Origin of the sequence: Rhizobium sp. CC1099, from assembly GCF_029714385.1 — a bacterium.
In the GTDB taxonomy this organism is placed as follows: Bacteria; Pseudomonadota; Alphaproteobacteria; order Rhizobiales; family Rhizobiaceae; genus Rhizobium.
In genome coordinates, this window is record NZ_CP121641.1 from 30,606 (window position 1) to 47,641 (window position 17,036).

Consider the following 17,036-nt stretch of genomic DNA (forward strand, 5'->3'; position numbering starts at 1 on the left):
TTCAGCCCTCGGTTTTGGGCGCAGGCTTCCGGTTGAGGTTTCGCCGGATCATGCCGAGGTCGGCGCCGCCGATCAAAAAGGCGGTCGCGAAATAGACGATCATCGAAATGGCGATCAAAAGGCCGAGCGTACCGACCTTGGTCGCCAGGTGGGCACTGGAAGCGAGCCAGGGTTCCCAGCGATGCTGCAGGAAGACGATGACGCCGCTCATCACGGATGCCGAAACGACGAGCAGAGCAGCCCGGCGGGCAAGCGCCCATTCCCAGGCGAGATGGCCGCGGCGAAGCAGCGTTGCGAAAAGCAAAACCGTGCTGATCCAGCCGGCGGTTGCTTCAGCCACTGCAATGCCCGGTGCGCCAAGATACGGAAAAAGCGTCAGAGCCGTGGCGCAGTTGACGCCGACAGCAACGGCTGAAAAGCGCATCGGCGTCTTGGTATCCTCGCGGGCGTAAAAGCCCGGCTGCAGCGCCTTGATGAGCACGAAGGCCGGCAGGCCGATGCCGTAGATCGCGAGGATCGAGCCGACAAGTGCTGTGTTCTCCTGATCGAAGGCGCCACGTTCGTAAAGCACGCGGATGATCTCGTCAGCGAGGACCCAAAGGGCGAAGGCGGCGGGGATCGTCAGGAACAGCACGAATTCGATCGAGCGGTTCTGCAGGTTCCCGGCTTCGCGCAAGTTGCCACCCTTCAGTGCACGGGCAAGCTCCGGCAACAATACGACACCGACGGCAACGCCAACGACGCCGAGCGGCAGCTGGTAGATGCGATCCGCATATTGCAGGGCGGCGATCGCACCATCGCGGGACGAGGCGATCGCCTGGCCGATCAGCTGATTGATCTGTGTGATGCCGCCTGTGACAGCGGCGGGGACGGCGAGGATCAGCAGCCGTTTGACGTTCGGCGTCATTCGCGGGAAGCGAAAGCCAATGCTCATGCCTGCGTGGAGGACGCCGACATAGACGACGGCGAGCTGCAGGATACCAGCGGCCAGCACGCCCCAGGAGAGATACCAGGCGGTCGCGAGCGGCTCGGCGCCAGAATAAAGCGCGTAGACGAGCGCACCAATCATCACGACATTGAGGAAAATGGGCGCGACCGCTGCGGCAAAGAAGTGGTGGAGTGAATTCAGCATGCCGCTCATCATCGCCGTCAGCGACATGCACATGAGATAGGGGAACATCACTGCCGCCATGCGGATGGTGATCGAGAACTTATCCGGATCGTCGGCAAAGCCCGGCGCGATGATGAAGCGTACGAGCAGCGGCATGCAAAGTTCCATCACGATGGTGATGAGCAGCAGCACCGAAAAAAGCACTCCGAAAACCTCTTCGGAAAACCGCTTGGCTCCTTCCGCGCCGTTCGCTTCGATCTCCTTGGCGAAGAGTGGCACGAAGGCTGCGTTGAAGGCGCCTTCGGCAAACAGCCGACGGAAGAGGTTGGGAAAGCGGAAGGCCGCGTAGAAGACGTCAGCCATGGGGCCGGTGCCGAGGGCCGCCGCCATCAGCGTCTCGCGGGCAAAGCCTAAGATGCGGCTGCCGAGGGTTGCGCCGCCGACGGTGGCGAATTTCTTGACGAGGCTCATGCCGGAGGCCCGGCTTTCTTTTCGCCCGGCTGCGATGTCCGCGCGGAGGCGGCGGGCGCGATGATGCCGGACGGCATGCGCTCGCGAAGCTCATCTTCTTCGCCGGCCATCACCGCCTTCAGCCGGGCGGTGATATTGGCCCGCTTGGTGTCGCTGGAGATTTTCTGGCCAACGAGGTCTGTGACATAGAAGGTGTCTATCACCTTTTCGCCAAAGGTGGTGATGCGGGCTGACTGGATGTCGAGCGAAAGATCAGAAAGCATTGCGGTGATTTCCGAAAGCAGGCCGGTGCGGTCAAGGCATTCGACTTCGATGACGGTGAACTTGTTCGATAGGTTGTTGGTGATGTTGACCGACGGCGGAATGACGAAGGCCTTGCTCCTCTTGCGGTTCTTCGTACGCGTAGCAATGACTTCTGGCAGCCGCTTGCGGCCCGACAGTACGTCTTCGATCATGCGCCCGATCGTGCCGGCGCGGCGAAGCTCGTCCGCATCATCCTGGAATTCGCGGCTGACATGGATCGTATCCAGCGCGCGCCCGTCCGACGTCGTGAAGATCTGCGCATCGACAATGTTGGCTCCTGCTGCAGCACATGCACCGGCAATAACGGCGAGCAGGCGCGGGTGGTCTGGCGAGAGCACGGTGATTTCGGTGATCGCGTGGAAACTGTCCGTTCGCACGGTTGTCGCGAGCGCCTGGCCGTTCTTGTCCGCCTGGCGGATGAAATCGGCGTGACGGACTTGGTCTTCCAGCGGCACGGAAAGCAGGTAAGGCTGGTAGTGCAGCTTGCTGTAGGTCTTGCGATCCTTCTGGCTCCAATCGGAAAGCGCGTTGAACAGCGCTTCGGCCGCGGAATTGGCGCGCTCCTTGCGCGACACCTCCGAAAAGCCGCCGGCAAGCAGCAGTTCGGTCTCGTAATAGAGCGTCCTCAGCAGCTGGCCCTTCCAGCCGTTCCAGACGCCGGGGCCGACGGCGCGGATGTCGCAGATCGTCAGGACCAGCAGCATCTTCAGGCGATCGAGCGATTGAACGCGATCGGCGAAGTCGGTGATCGTCTTGCGGTCGGTGAGATCGCGGGTCTGGGCAACCATGGACATCGTCAGATGCTCCTCTATCAGCCAGACGACGAGTTCCGTCTGCTTCTGCGACAGGCCGAAGCGGGAACAGAGCTTGCGGGCGACGCGGGCGCCGGCGATCGAATGGTCTTCCTGGCGGCCCTTGGCGATGTCGTGGAGAAGGACTGCGACATAAAGCGCCTCCCGATCTTCGATCCCCGGCATCAGCTTGTTGGCGAGCGGATGCAGGTCGTCGGCCTTGCCCTTGTCGATTTCCGAGAGCACGTCGACGGTACGGATCAGATGCTCATCCACTGTATAGTGGTGGTACATGTTGAACTGCATCATCGCGACGATCTTGCCGAATTCCGGAATGAAGCGGCCAAGTACGCCTGCTTCGTTCATGCGGCGCAAAATGAGCGCCGGGTCGCCCTTGGAGGTGAGGATCGACATGAAGAGGCGGTTCGCCTCGTCGTTTTCGCGCAGGTTGTTGTCGATGAGGTTGAGCGATCGGGTGACCCGCTTCAGAGCATCGGGATGGAACTCGAGGCCATTGATATCGGCAACGTGGAAGAGACGAATGATGCTGACGGGATCGTGCTTGAACACGTCCGGGCTGGCGAGCGCGATGCGGCCACGATCCTCCATGAATTCCGTGCTGCCGGCGATCTTGCGGCTGCGATGGGCAAAACGGCTGATCACCCCGGTGAGCCCCGGCGTCGATTTTGCCTGCTGGTCTTCGAGAGCCGCGCAGAGGATGCGCGTCAGGTCGCCGACGTCCTTTGCCACCAGGAAGTAGTGCTTCATGAAACGCTCGACGGCCGAAAGGCCGGGGCGCGAGTGATATCCGAGCGCTTCGGCAATCTCCCGCTGGATGTCGAAAGAAAGCCGTTCCTCCGCCTTGCCGGTCAGAAAGTGCATGTGGCAGCGCACCGCCCAGAGGAAATCGTCGGCCTTCTCGAATACGCGGTACTCATGCTTGGAGAGAACGCCGAGCGCTACGAGTTCCGCCGTGTCGCGGACGTGATAGTAGTATTTCGAGATCCAGAAGAGCGTGTGCAGATCGCGGAGCCCGCCCTTGCCCTCCTTGACGTTGGGTTCGACGAGGTAGCGTGTGTCGCCTGCCTTGCGGTGGCGTTCATCGCGTTCGGCAAGTTTGGCGGCAATAAATTCCGGTCCTGTGCCGGTCACGATCTCCTTGTCGAAGCGGGTCTCAAGCTCCGTTGCAAGCGCTTTCAGGCCGCAGATGTAGCGCATCTCGAGGATCGCCGTGCGGATCGTCATGTCTGATCTGGAGAGCGCCATGCACTCCTCGATGGTCCTTGTCGCGTGGCCGACCTTGAAGCCCATATCCCAAAGGACATAGAGCATGAACTCGACAGCCTTGTGCGTCTCCTCTGCCGGTCTTGGCTGAAAGAGGAAGAGCAGGTCGATATCGGAGCCCGGCGCAAGCGTATCGCGGCCGTAGCCGCCGACCGCCGTCACGGCGAACTTGTCCTTCTGCTGCGGGAACATATGTGCGCTGACGAACTCGTAGAGTACCGTGATGATCTGGTCCTGCAGCCAGGAGATGCGCCGGGCGCAGCCAAGTCCGCTGCCATCGGCAGATAGAAGCTCGCAGGCCCTTTGGCGCCCGTCGCTGCTTGCCTTTTTGAGCATGGCAAGCAGATCGGAGCGCATGACGTCCGGCCGGGTCTTGTTGGCTTCGGCAACGGCGTCGCAGAGTCTTTGCAACAGGGCCGTGTCGAGAATTTCCGAGAAATCGATGTCACTCATCGTCGCCATGCGCGGAGCGGCTTCCTGTTCGCGCGGTGCGACCGCGTCTCGTTTCGTCTGCATGCGCTATAGCCTCTTTACCCCGCGTTTGACACGGGCCTTCATACTGCAAGAACCCTTAATTTTGGCGAAAAGGTGGTTGCCTTCCACTTGCGGAGGCGAAGACGAACAGCTTCAAGCCGCGCCTTGCATATTCACCGAATAAAGGACCTTGCGCGCCTCGCTGGTAATCTCCTCCAGCGTCGGCCTGTCGCATTCGCGATAGCCCGCTTTGGCAATGGCCGAAGCAAGGTCGCAGATGATGGCGCAGGATTGAGTGATTTCGAGCAGGCCGACTGGCGAGTTCCAGCTGCGCGCATTACCGTGCTCGTCGGCGTTACGCAGCGCTTCGAGCACGGTGAACATATCGGCGAGGCGCTGTGTTTCACGGATAAGGCTGCGCATGAACATTACGGCTTCCTACTTCAGCTGCTTCTTGAGACCGTAAAGTGCCTCGAGCGCCTCGCGCGGCGTCATGTCGTCGAGGCTCATTCCCTTCAACGCTTCCTCGATTTTGGACGGCCCGCGATTGGCATCCTCGCGCCGCACCGCGACCTGGAACAGCGGCAGATCGTCGATCAGTTGGCTTGCCGGATTCTTGCGGTCGGCATCTTCCAAGCGCGTCAGCACGTCGCGGGCGCGCGCGACGACAGACGCTGGCAGGCCGGCGAGCCTGGCCACCTGGATGCCATACGAACGGTCCGCCGCACCCGGTCCCACTTCGTGCAGGAAGATGACGTCGCCGTCCCATTCCTTGACGCGCATGGTGGCGTTCGATAGCCGCGCAAGTTTTTCCGACAGCACCGTCAGTTCGTGGAAATGCGTGGCGAAGAGACCGCGGCATCGGTTTGCCTCATGCAGATGTTCCACGGCCGCCCAGGCAATCGATAGGCCGTCGAAGGTCGCAGTACCGCGGCCGATCTCATCGAGGATGACGAGAGAGCGGTCGGTCGCCTGGTTGAGGATCGCGGCTGTCTCGACCATCTCGACCATGAAGGTCGAGCGCCCCCGTGCCAGGTCGTCCGAGGCGCCGACGCGGGAAAAGAGGCGGTCGACGATGCCGATGTGAGCGGAGGTCGCGGACACGAAGGAGCCCATCTGCGCCAGGATAGCGATTAACGCGTTCTGGCGCAGGAATGTCGACTTACCGCCCATATTCGGACCGGTCAGCAGCCAGATCGCCCCATCTTTGCCGTCCGCCACAGGCGAGAGATCGCAATTATTGGCAACGAACGGACCGGAGGACTGACGCCGCAGCGCCTGTTCGACAACGGGATGGCGCCCGCCTTCGATTGTGAACATCTTCGAGGCATCGACGAGCGGGCGGCAATAGGCCTGTTCCTCCGCCAAAAGTGCCAGGCCGGCAGCAACGTCGATGATGGCCAGCGCACGGGCGCCGGCCTTGATCGCCTCGGCTTCAGCGACGACGGCGGCCGTCATCCGGTCGAAGGCTTCGAGCTCGATCTGCAACGCGCGGTCCGCCGCGTTTGCGATCCGGCTTTCCAGGTCGGCAAGCTCGGTCGTCGTAAAGCGCATGGCATTCGCCATCGTCTGGCGATGGATGAAGCGGGCTTTGGCCTCCGGCGCATCCGTCATCGGCCCGGCATTGCCGGCCGTCACTTCGATGAAATAGCCGAGGATATTGTTGTGCTTGATCTTCAGTGACTTGATGCCGGTCTCGTCGGCATATTGGAGCTGCAATCCGGCGATCACCCGGCGCGACTGATCGCGAAGCGCGCGCACTTCATCAAGATCGGCATTGGCACCGTCCCGCAGGAAGCCCCCGTCGCGCTTCAACAGCGGCAGTTCGTCGGCGAGCATCTCCGCAAGCAGAGATTGGAGAGTTGTCGGTAAGGCCTGCAACCCGGAAAGGGCCGCATTGAGTTCTTCCGGCAAAAGCGCATTGCCGAGCAGCTTTGCAAGATCGGAAGCAGCGCCAAGTCCTTGCCGGATCGCCCAGAGATCGCGCGGGCCGCCGCGGTCGAGCGCAAGGCGGGAGAGTGCGCGTGGCATGTCCGGCACGTGCTTCAGCGCGTCGCGCAGGTCGCCGCAAAGCCTGGGCTCCTCGATCAGGAAGCCGATCGAATCCAGCCGCTCGTTGATGCGGGCAGGATCGGTCAGCGGTGACATCAGCCGTTCTGCGAGAAGGCGGGCTCCTCCACCGGTGACCGTCCGGTCGATTGCTTTCAGCAGTGAACCGTTGCGGTCGCCCGACAGCGTGCGGGCAAGCTCCAGATTGGCGCGGGTCGCGGGATCTATGAAGAGCGTCGAGGCGCCGCTCTCGCGCTCCGGTTTGCCAAGCGGCGGGCGTTCGGCGATCTGTGTCTTCTCGACATAGGCAACAGCCGCCGCCGCTGCCGCAAGCTCGGCGCGGGAGAAAGTGCCGAAGCCGTCGAGCGTCGAAACGCCGAAATAGCGCGCGATGCGGTTTTCTGCTGTCGCACTGTCGAAAAGCACGGAGGGCTGCGGCACGGCAGTGCGGCGGAGCACGTCGAAGACCGGCTTCAGCTCGGGATCGTGAAACATCGTATCCGGCAGGATCAGTTCGCGGGGATCGATGCGCAGGATGTCGGCAAGCAGCCGTGATGCCTCAGTTTCGGCCAGCCGGAAGACGCCGGTAGAGATATCGATCCAGGCCAGCGCCATCAGCGGTTCGGACGCGCCTCGAATCCGGGTAAGCGCCATCAGATAGTTCGATTCAGAGGGTGATAGCAGCTTTTCTTCGGTGATGGTTCCCGGCGTGACAAGGCGGATGACGTCGCGTTTGACGACGGATTTCGAGCCCCGCTTCCTCGCCTCCGCCGGGTCTTCCACCTGTTCGCAGACGGCGACACGGAAGCCCAGTCCAATCAGCTTCTGCAGGTAATCGTCTGCGGCATGCACGGGAACGCCGCACATCGGGATATCTTGCCCCATGTGCTGACCGCGCTTCGTGAGCGTAATGCCGAGCGCACGCGAGGCTTCCAGGGCGTCTTCGAAGAACAATTCGTAGAAATCGCCCATACGATAGAAGAGCAGCGAGTCGGGGTTGTTCGCCTTGATCTCGATGAATTGCTCCATCATCGGCGTGGCCGAGGCACGGCTTTCCTCCGTGGATAGCTCGGCAGCCGAAAAGGCTTCGTTCCTGGCGTCTATTCGTTGGTTCACGGAGGTGCAATTTTCCAAAAAAACAGGTGCCAACCCTAGCCGCCCGCCGCTATAGATGACAACCGCCATTGAGGAAGAGCAAGGCGTCACCCACAGGACGTTGGAGGAAGAATGCCCGATATCGAAAAGAAGCCGCAGCCGGTGACGTCCGTTACCGACAATGAAGCGCTCGAGTTTCATGCCATGGGGCGGCCCGGGAAGCTGGAAATCAACCCGACGAAACCGATGGCGACGCAGCGTGATCTGTCGCTGGCCTATTCGCCGGGCGTCGCGGTGCCGGTAAAGGCGATCGCTGCCGATCCGGGCACTGCCTACGACTACACAACGCGCGGCAATATGGTGGCTGTCATCTCCAACGGCACAGCAATTTTAGGCCTAGGCAATCTCGGCGCCTTGGCATCCAAGCCGGTGATGGAAGGCAAATCCGTCCTTTTCAAGCGCTTTGCCGATGTCGATTCCATCGACCTCGAGGTCGACACGGAAAATGTCGACGAGTTCATCAACTGTGTGCGTTTCCTTGGCCCGTCTTTCGGCGGCATCAATCTGGAAGACATCAAAGCGCCAGACTGCTTCATCATCGAGCAGCGTCTGCGCGAGCTGATGGATATTCCGGTCTTTCACGACGACCAGCACGGCACGGCGATTATTGCAACGGCCGGCCTCATCAATGCCTTGGAGCTGACGGGACGTGACCTGAAGACGACGAAACTCGTCTGCAACGGCGCAGGAGCTGCCGCAATCGCCTGTGTCGAGCTCATCAAGTCGATGGGTTTTGCTCCTGAAAACATCACCCTTGTCGACACCAAGGGCGTAATCTATCAAGGCCGCACCGAGGGCATGAACCAGTGGAAATCGGCACACGCGGTAAAGACAAAGACCCGCACGCTGGCAGATGCGATGAAGGGTGCCGACGTCGTGTTCGGTCTGTCGCAGAAGGGTGCCTTTTCGGAGGAGATGATTCGTTCGATGGCCGACCGGCCGATCATCTTTGCGATGGCAAACCCCGATCCGGAAATCACGCCGGAGGAAGTCGCGCGCATCCGCGACGATGCCATTATGGCGACAGGGCGATCGGACTACCCGAACCAGGTGAATAACGTTCTCGGCTTTCCCTATATCTTCCGCGGCGCGCTCGACGTGCGGGCAACCACGATCAACGATGCGATGAAGATCGCCGCCGTCAAGGCGCTTGCCAATCTGGCCCGCGAGGATGTACCCGATGACGTCGTTGCCGCTTATCAGGGCAACCGCCCGCGCTTTGGCGCGCAATATATCATTCCTGTGCCCTTCGATCCGCGCCTCATTTCGGCAATCCCGGCTGCCGTGGCGCAGGCTGCGATCGAAACTGGCGTTGCCCGCAAGGTAATCACCGACATGGACGGCTATCGCCGCGAGCTATCGGCAAGGCGTGATCCGATCGCTTCGACCCTTGCGAGCCTCTACGAGCGGGTTCGCCGCCGTCCGAAACGGATGGTTTTTGCCGAGGCGGAAGAAGAGCAGGTCATGCGCGCGGCGATGTCCTACGCCAACCAGCAGCTCGGCACGGCAATCCTTCTCGGCCGCGAAGATCTGATCAGGGCGACGGCGGAGCGGGCAGGGATCGACCTCAACCGGCCGGGACTCGAGATCGTCAATGCACGCATCTCGACCCGCATTGAGGCTTACACCGACTACCTCTATGCCCGGCTGCAGCGGAAAGGCTATCTGCACCGCGATGCACAGCGCCTGATCCACAACGATCGTAATCATTTCGCCGCGACGATGGTGGCGCTTGGCGATGCAGATGGCATGGTGACCGGCATCACGCGCAATTATTCGACGGCGCTGGAGGACGTGCGGCGCTGCATCGACGAGAAGCCGGGCCACCGTGTCATCGGCGTGTCGCTGGTGATTGTCCGCGGCCGCGCGGTCTTTGTCGCAGATACCGCGGTTCACGATATGCCTACCGCCGAGGAGCTGGCCGATATCGCCGAAGAAGCGGCAGGCCTTGCGCGCCGCATGGGCTATCAGCCGCGCGTTGCGCTGCTCGCCTATTCCACCTTCGGTCATCCTTCGGGCGAACGTTCCGAGCGTGTGCGCGAAGCCGTGAAGATCCTCGACAAGCGCCGCGTCGATTTCGAGTATGATGGCGAAATGGCAGCCGACGTGGCGCTGAACCGAAAGGTGATGGAGCAGTACCCGTTCTGCCGCTTGTCGGCTCCCGCCAACGTGCTGGTCATGCCGGCCTTCCACTCCGCTTCGATCTCGACGAAAATGCTGCAGGAACTCGGCGGCTCGACGGTCATCGGCCCGATCCTTGTCGGCCTGGACAAAGCCGTTCAGATCACCTCGATGGGCGCCAAGGACTCTGACATCGTCAACATGGCGGCGATCGCGGCTTATTCGGCGGGGTAGCAGTCAGGCGCAAGCCCCTTCATCTGCCTGCGTGCACCTTCTCCCCGCTGGAAAGAAGGGACTGGCGGCGCTGCTTGTGTCTCTTGAATTGATCTCGCCGAGCGGATGCGGCAATCTCCCCTTCACCCCCATGGGGGAGAAGGCCACGAAGGGGTCGGATGAGGCGGCGGCACTGCAGGACATCAGAGATAGCGCGTGGCTCGCTACCATCTGCTTCAGCCGGACGAGATTGTCTGTTTGCGCGGCCAGCTCGATCTTCTGGAAAAATCAGCTCGCGAAACGGCCTGCGTCAGCGCCGTAGTAATTCAAATAGCGATCCGAAATGCTTGCGATCGGCAGCACGATCAGTACGTCCGTCGTGTTGAACGAATGGTCCACCACCGCGGTGGAGCCGACCATGGCGCCGAGGCGAAGGTAGCCCTTGATCAGCGGCGGAAGGGCCATCAGCGCCTTCTTCGGGTTGACGGCCTCCGGCGGCATCAGATCCATGCTGCGCGCTTGGCCCGGCAGAGCGCCGACCGCCCATTCGCCCTTGGCAAGGACCGTGTGGTGCAGGAAGGAAAGTGCCAGCGCATGGCTCTCCGGATGCACACCCGGGAAGGAGGCGCAGCCAAACATGGCGCTCATGCCGTGCTTCAAGGCATAGGCCCAATTGCCTTGCCAGAGAAGTTCGACCGTGCGCTTCGTGCGGTATTCCGGCAGCACGCAGGAGCGGCCGAGCTCCATGAAGCGCTTGTCTGGATGACGTGCGAGAAGCTCGCCGATCGCGAATTCGGAAGCCGAGTAAAAACCGCCATTTGCCATCGCCACGTCCTGGCGCAGCAGGCGGTAGGTTCCGACGATCTGGTCTTCGCTATCACCTTCGATCGAGCGGTCGAGGACGAGAAGGTGATCGCAGAATGCATCGTAAGCGTCGAAGTCGCGTTCGCGGCGCATGGCCTCTGGCGGAAGCTGCGCCTGCAATTCCTGAACGAAAACGCGGTAGCGCACATGCTGCGCAGCATCGATCTCGCGAGCAGTGCGGGCAAGGCGGGTCTCCAGGTTGCCGATGCGGCCCAAGACGTCGCCTTCGTTCGGCGCGACGGCCGCTGCAGGCCGAGAAACCTCCGCCGTTGTGTCGCGATTAAGGATGTCGATGGACATGATGATTCTCCCGTTGCCGGCTCATGGCGTGTCATAAAACACTTCTGTACGACAGGAAAGTGACATGGACTTTACGGAAAAACGACGCTTATGTCACTCTGCTCAGAGCGCTTCGGCTCGGCGGGCGGAAAGTGCTGCGACGGCATGGACTTCCGTCAGTAGCCGGATTGGGTCGACAGGTTTCAGCATCACGCGGTTTGCACCGGCAAGCAGGACCTGGCGGCGCGACTCGTCGCGTTTGTCGGCAGTCAGCACGATGACCGGCACCGCAACGACCTGCAGCCGCCGTTCGTGACCGCGCAGCCGGCCAATCATTTCAACACCTTCGCCGCCCGGCATCGTGAGATCGCTGATGATGATGTCGGGGCGCATGCTGCCTTCGGCAAGTGCGCAATCCAGCAACGTCTCGAAGTCTTCGACATGGTGAACCTTATGTCCGCCCTTCTCCAGCACAGCGCGGACAAGCATCGCATTGATCGGGTCGTCTTCTCCGAGAAGGATATTCATCCCGCCTGGCATATTCGCTTCGGGAATGGCGGCGGTAAAGCCGGGCTGGTTGTCGTTCAGCGCATCGCGCTTTTCCATGCCGCGCATGCGTCCGCGAAGCACGTCGATCAGCGACTGTTCGCGAAGAGGCCGAATAAGCCAGGCATCGAAGAGATCAAGCGGATGGGCGTTACGCTCTTCCGGATTGACGAGAAGGGTCTTGCGCAGGCCAAGCGCGGCAATTTCGACGCGGTCGGCAAGATGCTCTGTAAACTCCGCGGACATGCGATGATCGACGATGATATCCGTCGGGCGATGGTCGCTGCCGGCAATGTAGAGAAGCGTCTCCCGGGCTTTTTCGCCGTCGGCGACCAGATGGCAATCGCCGCCGAGAGCGACGATGGTCTCGGCGATTGCGGCGCGGGCTGCACCGGCCGGGGCAAGAAGCACGACGATATTGCCGCAAAGCAGCGATTTGCGGCTGCCGCGAGCCTCTAGCGGAATGTTTGCAGGAAAGCGGATCGTGAATTCGCTGCCCCTGCCCTTTTCGCCGGCGACCGTCAGAGAACCGCCGAATTCGCGCATGATGCGGGCGGAGATGGTGAGCCCGAGCCCGGTGCCGCCGCTCTTTTCCGTCATGGTTCCTCCCTGCTCGAATTCGCCGAAGATTCGCGCATGCTCCTCCGCTGTCATCCCTGGGCCGGTGTCCGTCACCGTTATCATGAGATCGTCGTCGCGCAAGGATACGCGGATGAAGACGCCGCCCACCTGGGTGAACTTCACCGCATTGCCGATGACGTTGAAAAGCACCTGACGCAGCCGCGCCGGATCGAAACTCATGAATTCCGGCACGTCGGAAGAGACCGTCGCACCGATCTCGATGCCCTTTTCGTGGGCACGGTGTGCCAGCATTTCGACGACGCTTTCCAGCAGCTGGCGCAGCGATTCGGTGCGCGGACGAAGCTGGAAGCGGCCGACTTCGATTGTGGAGAAATCGAGGAGGTCTTCGACGAGTTGGGCGAGCGCATGGCCTGACTGGCGGATGCCGTCGATATAGTTCTGCTGCTCCTGGGTCATCTGCGCCTGGCTCAGCAGATGAGTCATCCCGAGAATGCCGGATAGTGGCGTTCGGATTTCATGGCTGACGGTCGCAAGCAAGCGGGATTTCGCCGCACTGTTGTACTCGGCCTTTTGGCGTGCCTCCTCGCGCGCCTGGGCTGAAAGGCGCTCGGCGGTCACGTCACGGGCGACGCTCTGGAGCAGCAGACGGCCATTCGACGGATCGCGGGTGACGACGTCATGCCAGGCGAAGATGCGCTGGCCTTCCGGCGTCGAGATCTCGACATCGAAGCGATATGGCTCGGCGCCAGGGCGGAAGGCGATGCCGAGTTGTTCGCAAGTCTGTCCCTCAGGCTTCAGACGGCCCGTCAGGCGGCGAAAAGTGGCATTGGCGCCGATGATCCGCCGGTCAATGGTACGGGTAACGGTTATGTCGCCGAGGGCGTCATGAACATTGGCGAAAAGTTCGGCAGCATCGCATGCATGCGGCTGGTTGCCGGTCCGCTGGCGCAGCTTCATCAGCAATACATGACCGAGAAGTGCTGCGGCAAGGATTGCAAGGCCGGCGGAAAGTAGCAAAGGTCCGCCCGCTTGCCCGAGTGCAAGGAGTGCGATCGCAGCAAAAAGGCCAAGGCCGCCGAGCCAGTAAAAGAGCAGGGTGCGCAGCGGATGCTTTTGCTTTGGAGCTGCCGGCGCCAGAGGCACGACCTCGTCCGCCGGCCGCAGTTCATGCGGCTTGGCGGCCGCGCCGAATGCGGCGGCGAGACGTTCCTGCAATTGAGCCAGACTGTGCATAATTGCTGGCTAGCATATTCGCCGTTCCGAATGCCTTCAGGAAAAGCCTAAGATTTTAGCTTTCCGTCTTTTTCGGCTGCAAAAGCTCATCGAGAATGACGCAACCGGCGCCCACCGTGATGAAGCTGTCGGCAAGATTGAAGACGGCGAAGGACCAGCTTTCGGTGTGGAAGAGAATGTAGTCGATGACGTGGCCGTAGAGGAAACGGTCGATCAGATTGCCGAGCGCACCGGCAATGATCAGCGCAAATCCGCTATGCGCAATCCAGCGGTCCTTCGAGGTGCGATGCCAGAGCCAGATGACGAAGGCCACGATGACGATCCGCATGCCGACGATGAACCAGCCGTCCATGCCCGACAGCATCGAAAAGGCGACGCCGAGATTGTAAGTGCGGTAGAGCGCCACCATCGGGATCATCGGCACGGCTTCCTGCAATGGCAGATAGCGATCGACTGCGATCTTGACGATCTGGTCGATAGCGACCGCGACGAGAATGAAGATCAGGATCGGCAGCGGGCGCGACAGGAGCGCCGGACGGTCAAGCGTCTTTTCGGTCATTTGCCCTCGGAAAGCGAAAGGAGATGGCGCCGCGCTTCGAAAAGCATCACGGCACTTGCAACGGCGAGATTGAGGGAGTCTGCACGACCCTGCTGCGGGATGCGTGCAAGTGCGTCGGCTTCCTTAGCCAACTGGTCCGGCAGGCCGGACTGCTCGTTGCCCATGAGGAGAACGACCGGCCTCTTCTTGTAATCGATCGTGCGGTAATCGACCGAACCTGCAAGGTGCGTGGCGACGACGGCCACGCCGGCAGATTTCTTCCAGCCGACGAATTCTTCCGGCGTTGCCTTCGCAACGGGCACGGCGAACACGGAGCCCATCGTGGCGCGCACTGTTTCAAGGGAGAAGGGGTCGGTCGTTTCCCCGACGAGGATGACGCCGGAGGCGCCTGCGGCATCCGCCGTGCGGATGATTGTGCCGAGATTGCCGGGATCGCGTACCCGATCAAGCGCGATCCAGGTCTCGCCGTCCTTCGGACGGATGTCCTTCAGCAGCTTCCAGCGGCTCTCGAAAATGCCGACCACCATCTGCGGATTGTCACGCCGCGTGATCGAGGAAATGATCTTTTCGCTGACTTCGAGGACGAGGCCGCCGGAGGCTACGGTTTTCGCCGCCATCTGCTCGACCAGCGGCTTGCCCTTGGCCGCCTTGGCATAAACCAGCGTGCGGATCGCCCAGCCGAGCTCGATCGCGTCGATGACCAGCTTTAGGCCCTCGGCCATGAAGGTGCCGCTCTCTTCGCGCGACTTCTTGTTGGTCAGCGCCTTGATGTCCTTGATGATCGGATTGGCGAGCGACGTCACCTCTTTCACATGTCCGACCTTGTGGGGGCCATGGCCCCGATGTTCATGGCTCATTTCGGCACCCAGCGGGAGAAGAGGGAGGTCGACAGCGCGCGGCCCCGCGTCTTGCCGTCAAGGCCCGCCTCGCGGATCACGAGCTCGCCGGATTCGACCACGCCGCCTGCGCCGCGCATCGTCTCGCGCATCAATTCGTGGATCGAATAGAAGCTTGCACGGATCGAATAGGCGGTCAGCACCAGGCCAAGCGCCTGAGGCGACAGGATCTCGCGGCAGACATCGAGCATCAATGGCAGGTGTTCGAAGAGATGCCAGACTTCGCCGTTCGGGCCACGGCCGAATTTCGGCGGATCGGTAAGGATGATGTCATAGGTACTGCCGCGGCGCTCCTCACGGAGGATGAACTTCATCGCGTCTTCGCAGATCCAGCGGATCGGCAGTTTCTCCAAGCGGCCGAGCGCCTGATTTTCACGCGCCCAGCCGATTGCCTTCTTGGAGGCGTCGACATGGGTAACTTCCGCACCGGCCGCCGCCGCGACCAACGACGCGACACCTGTATAGCCGAAAAGATTTAGGACCTTCAGCGGACGGCCGGCAGCCTCGACCTGCTCTTTCATCCAGCTCCAGTGGACGATCTGTTCCGGAAACACGCCGACATGGCGGAAGGAGGTAAAGCGCCCATAAAAATCGACGCCGAGAAGATGCAGCGGCCAGGTCTCGCCGAGCGCCTCCTTCGGAAAGCGCCAGCGGCCGGTGCCTTCCTCGTCCGTATCGCCGGTAAAGATCGCATCGACCTTTTCCCAGACATGAGATGCCAGCGACGGCTGCCAGAGCGCCTGACCCTCGGGGCGGACGATGCGATAGGGGCCATATTGCTCGAGCTTCAGGCCGGTGCCGCTGTCGATGAGGTGAAAGTCGCCTGCGCCGAGGGATTCCAGAATGACAGGAACGCGCTCATGAGGACGGTCGCCCATGCGCTCCTTTAGCGGCCGCTCGCTTGCAGCAGGCGCGGTCGCCTCTCGCACGGTCTCCCGCGCGGCCACAGGTTTGACCGCTTTTGGCGGGTGGCTCGAGCGTTCGTCATTGCGGCGATTGCCGGGGGAGCCGGCAGATTGCGCCTTATGGCCCGGCCGGCGCTCTTTCTGTCTCAACGTGATTTCCGCGTCTCAAGTTTGATAGAGCCCGTGCAAATAGCATCCCCAGTCACCTTGGCAAAGTGCTTTCCCGCTGTGATAAGTTTAGAGAATTGAAACGGGAGGATTTCGATATGGACATGACCGGCGAGGAACGCATCAATGCGTCGCGCGATGCGGTGTGGGTAGCCTTGAACGATCCAGAGGTCTTGAAGCGATGCATCCCCGGCTGTCAAAGCCTCGAGATGAGATCGCCAACCGAGCTTACGGCGGTCGTCAAGGTCAAGATCGGACCGGTCTCGGCGACCTTCAACGGTGAGGTGACCCTGACAAATGTCAACGCGCCGGAGAGCTATACGATTTCGGGTGAGGGCAAGGGCGGCGTTGCAGGCTTTGCCAAGGGCGGGGCCGACGTCACCTTGAGGACGGAAGGTGCAGAGACAGTGCTGCAATATGCGGCAAAAGCGCAGGTCGGCGGCAAGCTTGCCCAGCTTGGAGCGCGGCTGGTGAATTCGACGTCGCAAAAGCTTGCGCAGCAATTCTTTGCAGATTTCAATGCTGTCGTTAGCGAAAAGGCCGCGGAATAGTCGCTATTGGCGTGGCACAGTCTTTGGCCTCTTCTAATTCGCATCCATGAATTACATAGTCAGAAATTCCCGCCCTTCGGACAATGGGCAGCTCGGCGACATCTATCTCAACGAGCGCAGGCAGACCTTCACCTGGGTCGATCCCGGCAAGTTCAGCCATGAGGATTTTCTCGCCCATTCGCAGGGTGAAATTGTCTGGGTTGCCGAAGCACCTGATGGCGAGATCGCCGGCTTCATGACGCTGTGGGCCGCGGATGATTTCATCCACATGCTCTACATCCGCAAGGAATGGCAGGGCAGGGGTGTCGGTACCGCGCTGCTGAAGGCTCTGCCGGAGTGGCCGCGCCGCAGATACCGGTTGAAGTGCCTGATCAACAACAGAAACGCCAAGACATTCTATGCCGGCCGCGGTTTCGTGGTCACCGGTAGCGGCACTTCGGCTGAAGGCGACTACGAGGAACTGAGCTTTATTCCTGCCTGA

12 protein-coding genes are annotated in these 17,036 nt (G+C 61.3%); 3 read left to right on the forward strand and 9 right to left on the reverse strand.

Going from position 1 to position 17,036, the window contains the following annotated elements; genetic code table 11:
• Position 1: 1 nt before the first annotated feature.
• From murJ to mutS, 4 genes are all read right to left on the reverse strand, one after another.
• On the reverse strand, positions 2-1,582 hold the full coding sequence (murJ, locus tag QA644_RS00170) for a murein biosynthesis integral membrane protein MurJ (protein ID WP_283070495.1): 1,581 nt from the start codon (positions 1,580-1,582) through the stop codon (positions 2-4).
• Positions 1,579-4,476: a [protein-PII] uridylyltransferase gene (locus QA644_RS00175; protein WP_283070496.1), complete on the reverse strand. Its 2,898-nt coding sequence runs from the start codon at positions 4,474-4,476 to the stop codon at positions 1,579-1,581. The genes murJ and QA644_RS00175 overlap by 4 nt, the downstream gene beginning before the upstream one ends.
• A gap of 111 nt (positions 4,477-4,587) precedes the next feature.
• Positions 4,588-4,863 (reverse strand): hypothetical protein, encoded by a 276-nt coding sequence (locus QA644_RS00180; protein WP_074066433.1) that lies wholly within the window; start codon positions 4,861-4,863, stop codon positions 4,588-4,590.
• Between the two features lie 9 nt (positions 4,864-4,872).
• Positions 4,873-7,599 carry a DNA mismatch repair protein MutS gene (gene mutS, locus QA644_RS00185; protein WP_283070498.1) on the reverse strand — a complete coding sequence of 909 codons (2,727 nt, stop codon included), beginning with the start codon at positions 7,597-7,599 and terminating at the stop codon, positions 4,873-4,875.
• A 111-nt stretch (positions 7,600-7,710) separates the two neighbouring features.
• On the opposite strand from mutS, the gene QA644_RS00190 reads away from it, so the two are divergent.
• A complete protein-coding gene (locus QA644_RS00190) occupies positions 7,711-9,993 on the forward strand; it encodes an NADP-dependent malic enzyme (protein ID WP_074066435.1) in 2,283 nt (760 codons plus the stop codon).
• 267 nt (positions 9,994-10,260) lie between these two features.
• Here QA644_RS00190 and QA644_RS00195 read toward each other — a convergent pair whose 3' ends face one another.
• The 5 genes from QA644_RS00195 to QA644_RS00215 form a co-directional block, all read right to left on the reverse strand.
• Positions 10,261-11,139 (reverse strand): GNAT family N-acetyltransferase, encoded by an 879-nt coding sequence (locus tag QA644_RS00195; RefSeq protein WP_283072426.1) that lies wholly within the window; start codon positions 11,137-11,139, stop codon positions 10,261-10,263.
• 99 nt (positions 11,140-11,238) lie between these two features.
• Positions 11,239-13,476: an ATP-binding protein gene (locus QA644_RS00200; RefSeq protein WP_283070499.1), complete on the reverse strand. Its 2,238-nt coding sequence runs from the start codon at positions 13,474-13,476 to the stop codon at positions 11,239-11,241.
• 55 nt (positions 13,477-13,531) lie between these two features.
• A complete protein-coding gene (gene lspA, locus QA644_RS00205) occupies positions 13,532-14,035 on the reverse strand; it encodes a signal peptidase II (protein ID WP_074066438.1) in 504 nt (167 codons plus the stop codon).
• The gene (locus QA644_RS00210; RefSeq protein ID WP_283070501.1) at positions 14,032-14,892 is read right to left on the reverse strand and encodes an RNA methyltransferase; all 861 of its coding nucleotides are present in this window, start codon (positions 14,890-14,892) and stop codon (positions 14,032-14,034) included. The genes lspA and QA644_RS00210 overlap by 4 nt, the downstream gene beginning before the upstream one ends.
• Positions 14,889-15,986, reverse strand: a complete 1,098-nt coding sequence (locus QA644_RS00215) for a class I SAM-dependent methyltransferase (protein ID WP_194728774.1) — start codon at positions 15,984-15,986, stop codon at positions 14,889-14,891. The genes QA644_RS00210 and QA644_RS00215 overlap by 4 nt, the downstream gene beginning before the upstream one ends.
• A 116-nt stretch (positions 15,987-16,102) precedes the next feature.
• Between QA644_RS00215 and QA644_RS00220 the strand changes: the two genes are divergently transcribed.
• Together QA644_RS00220 and QA644_RS00225 are read left to right on the forward strand one after the other, a co-directional pair.
• Positions 16,103-16,555, forward strand: a complete 453-nt coding sequence (locus QA644_RS00220; protein WP_194728775.1) for a carbon monoxide dehydrogenase subunit G — start codon at positions 16,103-16,105, stop codon at positions 16,553-16,555.
• A gap of 46 nt (positions 16,556-16,601) precedes the next feature.
• On the forward strand, positions 16,602-17,036 hold the full coding sequence (locus tag QA644_RS00225; RefSeq protein WP_074066442.1) for a GNAT family N-acetyltransferase: 435 nt from the start codon (positions 16,602-16,604) through the stop codon (positions 17,034-17,036).

What these genes read in the sequence shown, in the direction of transcription:
- QA644_RS00190 (WP_074066435.1), top strand. Translation starts at nt 7,711, where the DNA reads ATGCCCGATATCGAAAAGAAGCCGCAGCCGGTGACGTCCGTTACCGAC.
- QA644_RS00200 (WP_283070499.1), bottom strand. Translation starts at nt 13,476, where the DNA reads ATGCACAGTCTGGCTCAATTGCAGGAACGTCTCGCCGCCGCATTCGGC.
- QA644_RS00210 (WP_283070501.1), bottom strand. Translation starts at nt 14,892, where the DNA reads ATGAGCCATGAACATCGGGGCCATGGCCCCCACAAGGTCGGACATGTG.
- QA644_RS00180 (WP_074066433.1), bottom strand. Translation starts at nt 4,863, where the DNA reads ATGTTCATGCGCAGCCTTATCCGTGAAACACAGCGCCTCGCCGATATG.
- lspA (WP_074066438.1), bottom strand. Translation starts at nt 14,035, where the DNA reads ATGACCGAAAAGACGCTTGACCGTCCGGCGCTCCTGTCGCGCCCGCTG.
- murJ (WP_283070495.1), bottom strand. Translation starts at nt 1,582, where the DNA reads ATGAGCCTCGTCAAGAAATTCGCCACCGTCGGCGGCGCAACCCTCGGC.
- QA644_RS00175 (WP_283070496.1), bottom strand. Translation starts at nt 4,476, where the DNA reads ATGCAGACGAAACGAGACGCGGTCGCACCGCGCGAACAGGAAGCCGCT.
- QA644_RS00220 (WP_194728775.1), top strand. Translation starts at nt 16,103, where the DNA reads ATGGACATGACCGGCGAGGAACGCATCAATGCGTCGCGCGATGCGGTG.
- QA644_RS00225 (WP_074066442.1), top strand. Translation starts at nt 16,602, where the DNA reads ATGAATTACATAGTCAGAAATTCCCGCCCTTCGGACAATGGGCAGCTC.